7 protein-coding genes are annotated in these 5,946 nt (G+C 48.5%); all 7 read right to left on the bottom strand.

Features of this window, described 5'->3' with window-relative positions; translation table 11 throughout:
• Nucleotides 1-304 precede the first annotated feature (304 nt).
• Complete coding sequence (locus tag Q0256_RS11025) at nucleotides 305-475, bottom strand: hypothetical protein (RefSeq protein WP_297963071.1); 171 nt, start codon at nucleotides 473-475, stop codon at nucleotides 305-307.
• Nucleotides 439-603 carry a hypothetical protein gene (locus Q0256_RS11020; protein WP_297963070.1) on the bottom strand — a complete coding sequence of 55 codons (165 nt, stop codon included), beginning with the start codon at nucleotides 601-603 and terminating at the stop codon, nucleotides 439-441. The genes Q0256_RS11025 and Q0256_RS11020 overlap by 37 nt, the downstream gene beginning before the upstream one ends.
• A gap of 47 nt (nucleotides 604-650) precedes the next feature.
• Nucleotides 651-1,772 carry a glutamate 5-kinase gene (gene proB / locus Q0256_RS11015; RefSeq protein WP_297963067.1) on the bottom strand — a complete coding sequence of 374 codons (1,122 nt, stop codon included), beginning with the start codon at nucleotides 1,770-1,772 and terminating at the stop codon, nucleotides 651-653.
• Between the two features lie 421 nt (nucleotides 1,773-2,193).
• A complete protein-coding gene (locus Q0256_RS11010) occupies nucleotides 2,194-3,744 on the bottom strand; it encodes a flavocytochrome c (protein WP_297963064.1) in 1,551 nt (516 codons plus the stop codon).
• A 265-nt stretch (nucleotides 3,745-4,009) separates the two neighbouring features.
• Entirely contained in the window at nucleotides 4,010-4,837 is an 828-nt protein-coding gene (locus tag Q0256_RS11005) for a radical SAM protein (RefSeq protein ID WP_297963072.1), read from the bottom strand.
• A complete protein-coding gene (locus tag Q0256_RS11000) occupies nucleotides 4,837-5,613 on the bottom strand; it encodes a 4Fe-4S binding protein (protein ID WP_297963060.1) in 777 nt (258 codons plus the stop codon). Before Q0256_RS11000 ends, Q0256_RS11005 begins: the two co-directional genes overlap by 1 nt.
• Nucleotides 5,606-5,946, bottom strand: a 341-nt coding sequence (locus Q0256_RS10995; RefSeq protein ID WP_297963058.1) for a substrate-binding domain-containing protein, incomplete at its 5' end; no start/stop codon positions are given. The genes Q0256_RS11000 and Q0256_RS10995, both read right to left, overlap by 8 nt.

Genomic DNA, 5,946 nt, shown 5'->3' with positions numbered 1-5,946 from the left:
AGCAGCTCGTCTGCTACTGCGTTTAAAATTTCAAATTTAGCCTTGCTACCAAGTCTCAAAAGCTCGCCGCAAGCAGCCTTTGCGCGCTTACAGATCTCTAAAATTTCGTTCATTTTCGCTCCTTAATCTATAAAACAAATCACACGCTTTGTATCAAAATTCTGCGAACAGCACCTATATCGCGTCTAAAATTCCTGCGCGTCTTATTTTTATCCGCACGGCGGTTTAAATTTAGCGCGCTTTGGGTCATTTTATTTCGGATTTTCTTATGTCATCGCCGGGCATTACGCCCAACCTTCTCATTTCAATTCGCGCATAGCACTTTTACGTAATCCGCCGGCTCATATCCGCGCAGTTCAAGAACGTCTAGCTCGCCGTTTTTATCGGCGTCCGGTTCGTCAAATTTTGCCGTCCACGCCGCGTCTTGCGCCGTAAATTTTAGCTTGATATTCTTTGGGGTACCGCTTTCTCCCACTCGGTGCGGTTTAGCGTGCCGCCTAGGTCCTCGTCGTTAGCCTCTATAAAAATTCTAGCGGGATTTGCCTCTTTACACGCCCACGCCGCGCCCGTCAAAAGTAGCGCAAAAAATATAATCTTTTTCATCTACGTCCTCCGTTTAAAATTTTAAACGCGCGAACACAGCTAAAATTTCATTGCAGCGCGATATTATCCGCATGTATCGCGTCATCGTCGCTTTTGTAGCCTAAAGCATGCTCTATCTCATCGCTTTTTGCGCCCGCTATGCGCGCAAGCTCGCAGCTTGAATAGTTGCTAATGCCGTGCGCCAGCAGCTTGCCGTCGGTCGCGTAGACGTTTACGATCTCGCCGCGCTCAAACTCGCCGCGCACCTCTGCAATCCCGACCGCAAGCAGGCTTTTGCCCGATTTTATCGCCTCTGCCGCACCCGCGTCGATAATCACCGCGCCTTTGCTAATCGCGCCGTATGCGAGCCAGTATTTACGCGAGCTAAGCCGCGCTGCGCCCGCGCTAAAGAGGGTGCCGACCTCGTCGCCCGCCGCTATTTTAAGCAAAATTCCGTCCGTACGCCCGTTTGCGATGATCAGACTAGTGCCGATCTGATTTGCCATTTGCGCCGCCGCGATCTTGGTCGCCATGCCGCCTGTGCCGAATTTACTGCCCTCGTCGCCTGCCATTTTGACGACGTGCTCGTCGATTTTTTCGATAAAGCTTAAAAGTTTTGCGTCCGCGTGCTCGCTCGGATTTTTGTCGTACAGCCCGTCGATATCGCTTAAAATCACGAGCAGATCAGCATCGATTAGCCCCGCTACTAGCGCACTTAGCGTGTCGTTGTCGCCCACTTTCAGTTCATCTGCTACGACGGGATCGTTTTCGTTTATGATCGGCACGATGCCGCGCAAGAGTAGCTCCGCACAGACGTTTCGCACGCTAAGATAGCGCGCCCTGTCGCTAAAATCGCCTCGGCTTAACAGCAGCTGCGCGATAATGCGGTCATGCGCCCAAAACAGCCGCTCGTAAAGATGCATAAGCGCGACCTGCCCGACCGCCGCCAGAGCCTGCTTGCGGCTTAAAATTTTGGGTCTTTGCGCGATGCCTAGCAGCCCCATGCCCGCGCCCACGGCGCCCGAGCTTACCAAAGCCACGCAAAAGCCCGCATCTTTTAGCTTGCAAATTTGTGCGACTAGACTTTTGATGAGCCGCTCATTTAGCGAACCGTCCGCATTGGTAAGCGTTGAAGTACCGATTTTTACGACGATACGTTTTGCGCCGCCCAGAAGCTCTTTTCTACCCATTTTCCGCTCCGAAATTTTTGAAAATTATATCGAAAACGGCTTATTTTAAATTTTATGTTTTGAGCTGTGCGCAGCGTACTTTTGGCTAAAATTTCTAAAACAGTTCTCTTTTTTCTAAGCATTATATTTGTGGCGCCTGCGCGCAGGTTTAAATTTATTTGGCGCTATCGCGCTGCGAGTTTAAATTTTAGCGGAGTAAATTTTATAGATTTGACTTTAAATTTAAAAGTATCGCAGGTTAAATTTAACCTGCGATACTAAATAATATTTGCAAGTATTTCGAGGCGATTTTTGGGGTTTTCTGCTTCGCAAGCTCGCAGCTGCAAGCAGAAGAAGTTAAAATTTGACGAAGATAAGGCATATAGCCTATCAAGTCAAATTTTAACAAAATCTGCAAAAAGCGTCCGAAAGACGCCGCAAATTAGCCTATATTCTCACCGGCTATCATACCAAACGTTAAGCAGTCAGCTATCGCCACGCTACCTAAGCGGCTAGCTCCGTGTACACCGCCGGTGATCTCGCCTGCGGCAAATAGTCTAGGAATAGGCATCTCTGTTTGTAGCGAGATAACCTGGGCTTTGGTATTGATATCGATACCGCCCATAGTGTGGTGGAGTTTTGGCGTACCTCGCATAGCGTAGAAAGGCGGTTTAGAGATATCTACGCCGTTTGTAGTGGTTTTATCCATAGGTTTGCCAAAGTCCTCGTCTTTACCTGATTTAACGAAGCTATTATATCTCTCGACGGTCTTTTTTAGCTCTGCGGCAGGGATTTTATAAAAAGCCGCTAGTTCGTCTAGAGTTTCAAATTTCTTTAGTACGCCTGATTCTAGCGGTTTGGTGTAGTGTTCAGGTATGACCATATTTTTTACGCCATCGCTATCGCAGAAGTTGATAGGATAGATATCTGCTTTTGCGTCGATTACTTTAAACATAGCTTGAGAGCGGGTGCGGCGGTCTGCTAGCTCGTTCATATAGCGTTTGCCTGTTCTTGGATCGACTGAAATTCCGTAGCGGAAGCTTCCGTTTACGTTAAACATAGAGCCTACGCCAAAGCCTTTTTCGTCAGGGCATGCCCATGGACCAAATTGTATCCAGCTTAGCTGCACTGGAGTAGCGCCGATCCTAAACGCCTCTTTCATAGCGCCCGCTGTTGCGCCCGGGTGGTTTGTGCTATCTGTGGTTGGTAGGATAGATGGATCTTGAACCTGTCTAAAGAATACGTCGCGGCAGAATCCGCCCGCTGCTAGTACTACGCCTTTTTTAGCTTTTATCGTCTTTTTAGTTCCCGTGGTGTTTTCGGCGTCGTCTTTTTGGCTCTTTGGATCAAATTTATAATCCTCTCTGATGATCACGCCGTCCACGCCGCCGTCCTCGCCTAGGACGAATTCGTCAAATTTAGCTCTTTGTCTTAGCTCGCAGCCTTGTAGGTTTTTAAAGTATTCTACCATCGGCTGAACGATACCTGAGCCTGAGCCGTTAGCTGTTTGAAGCGATCTAGGTACGCTGTGTCCGCCTGCGTGAGTAACTTTATCTATGTATTTAGCGCCGCATTTTAGAGTTAGTTTATATGCGTCTTGCGCGCGAGTAGCGATGGTGTCGATTAGATCTACGTGGTTTAGGCCGCGGCCGGCTTTTAGACAGTCTTTGATAAATAGCTCGTTGCTATCTTTGATGCCTTCGGCTTTTTGTTTGTCGCTGTTTGGAACGGCAAAAATTCCGCCGTTGATAACGGAGTTACCGCCGACGCGTCCCATCTTTTCTAGGATTAGGACTTTATTGCCTTTTTCGGCTGCTGTTATACCGGCCGCAAGTCCGGCAAAGCCTGAACCAACGATAACTACGTCCCACTCTTCGTCAAATTTGACGTCTTTAGCGTTAACCGCAGCGTTTGCGTTTACGGAGCCGAGCGCTAAAGCACCCGCGCCAACTAGGCTCATTTTGAGCAGATCACGTCTTGAAACGTTTTCCATGATGTCTCCTTTATTTTACCGTTATACGGTTTTTTTTGATGCCTAATTTTGGGAAAATTATACCCAAAGTTAAATAAAAGCAAAATAATATTATTTAAAAATTGTTTTTAAATTTTAAAAAACCGCCGCAGCCAAAAAGCCGCTTATCGGCTGCTTGCTAGTTCTAAATTTAGACAAATTCTAAATTTAAATCTCTTCATAAAATTTTACGTTCGCTATGAGAGTGTATTCTGCGCCGGATAAAAGACCCGCTAAAAGCAGGTCTTTATCTCTCGCAAAGCTTACCGCATGCGTCGGCGCGGCATCTGCTGCAGTGAGTCATCTGCGCCATTGAGCCACCAATGAGCTTTCGCATGCTACGAATTTCTTCATTCGAGGGCGATTTGATATTTGCAAAAGGGGTATCATGCACGGGGATCATCGCCATACAGTTCATGATATCGGCTTGCCACTCCTTAGCTTTTTTCGCGATTTGCGGGACGTGATCCATATTTACCCCCGGGATTACGACCGTATTGATCTTTACGATCATGCGGGCTTCTTTTAGCTTGCGGATTCCCTCCTCTTGGCGCGCCCCAAGAATTCTAGCACCCTCTTCGCCGCGGTAAATTCTATTTCCGTGGCGTACCCAGGCATAAATTTTGCCGCCCACTTCGGGCGTTACGGCATTGACCGTTACCGTCACGTGGCTCACGCCGATGCGCACGATATCATCCACGTGCTCGGGCAGAGCTAGACCGTTTGTGGACAGACAAAGCAGGGCGCGAGGGAAGCGGGCTTTGCATTTTTCAAAGGTAGACAAAGTTTTGTCGGCATCGCACATAGGATCTCCGGGCCCTGCGATACCGATGACCGAGATATCTTGTCTAAATTTAAATAGATTTTCCACGTATAGCGCGGCTTCGTCCGGGCTTTGCACCCTCCCCGTTACGCCGGGGCGATTTTCGTTGGCGCAGTCGTAGATGCGGTTGCAAAAATTGCATTGGATATTGCAATGCGGCGCTACGGGAAGGTGCACGCGCCCGTAGCTCGCGGACGCTTTTTTGCTAAAGCAGGGGTGGTTGTCGAAGGAGGGTTTGGCGAAAAAATTCATCAATCTTTTTTCCTTCCGAATTTTATGGCGTCCGCGTGGCAAACATCCATACAATCGCCGCAGTTCGTGCAGTTCATCTCGTCCGGTCTCGTGCCCATTTCGCATTTGCGCAAACAGGCGTTGCAGTTATCGCAGGCGCTCGTTTTATAAACGCGAAATATTGAAATTTTACGCAGCAGCTCCATTATGCCGCCGCTAGGACAGGCAAAGCGACACCATAAATTTGCGACGATCAAGGATGCGGCGATGAGGGCCACGACTACGGCAGTGCGAACCGCCCAGTACCAGTCGGAAAATTTAAAGGACATGATAACGGCGTTTAGATACTCGTCGCTGGTGCGGATAGGGATCATAACGCGGGGGTTGCCGTAGATAAAATACACGCCCGCGCTAAGCAATACGGCTAAAACCATGCCTATCTGCGCATATCGCAGCTTCCTGTTATTTTTTAGCTTGAGCTTAAAGGCGGCAAATTTGCCGAGCATTTGATTTACGAATCCGCCCGGGCAAAGCCAGCCGCAAAACGCGCGCCCAAGGAAAATAACTAGCACGGGGATAAATAGCCAAAATCCGAAAAAGACGGTCGCGATCCGCCCCCAGCACGTGATTATCGGGCAGGATTGGCAGTTTACGAAAGGTACGATAAAAGGGCATCTGAAAATTCCGTAATACGCCCATTGCCCGATCGCGCCGATAAAAATCAGCTGCACCAATCGACGAATTTTAGTTAGCCTAGAGACTTTTTTCATCTTTGCCATATTTACGATACTAAACATCTTTTACACCAAACCTTTCTATGAGTTCAAGCCCGCGCGCCGAATGGATGGAGGTAAAGCCGTGTCGCTCGAAAATTCCCTGCCCCTCCACGGAGCAGACGAAGTCCGCGAAGTCGTCGGCCAGCTTCTCGTCTTTTACGTATTTCATGATATTTAGCGTAAAGGTAAGCGGCCCGGGCGGGATGAGTTTCTCGTCGATAGGCATATATTCGATCTTGTCTTTAAATCTATCGTGCGTCGTTAGGCGCTTTTCGATGATGGACGCATCGCCCTTGCCGTCTACGAGATCGCACATCATCTGAATGACGCATGATCCGTTGGCGACCATATTTT

Source organism: uncultured Campylobacter sp., from assembly GCF_937949835.1.
Lineage (GTDB): Bacteria > Campylobacterota > Campylobacteria > Campylobacterales > Campylobacteraceae > Campylobacter_B.
This window is presented reverse-complemented; position numbering and strand designations above follow the sequence as displayed.

Excerpts from the sequence above, each read along its gene's own strand:
- Q0256_RS11020 (WP_297963070.1), bottom strand. The coding sequence starts at position 603 with ATGAAAAAGATTATATTTTTTGCGCTACTTTTGACGGGCGCGGCGTGG.
- proB (WP_297963067.1), bottom strand. The coding sequence starts at position 1,772 with ATGGGTAGAAAAGAGCTTCTGGGCGGCGCAAAACGTATCGTCGTAAAA.
- Q0256_RS11010 (WP_297963064.1), bottom strand. The coding sequence starts at position 3,744 with ATGGAAAACGTTTCAAGACGTGATCTGCTCAAAATGAGCCTAGTTGGC.
- Q0256_RS11005 (WP_297963072.1), bottom strand. The coding sequence starts at position 4,837 with ATGAATTTTTTCGCCAAACCCTCCTTCGACAACCACCCCTGCTTTAGC.
- Q0256_RS11000 (WP_297963060.1), bottom strand. The coding sequence starts at position 5,613 with ATGTTTAGTATCGTAAATATGGCAAAGATGAAAAAAGTCTCTAGGCTA.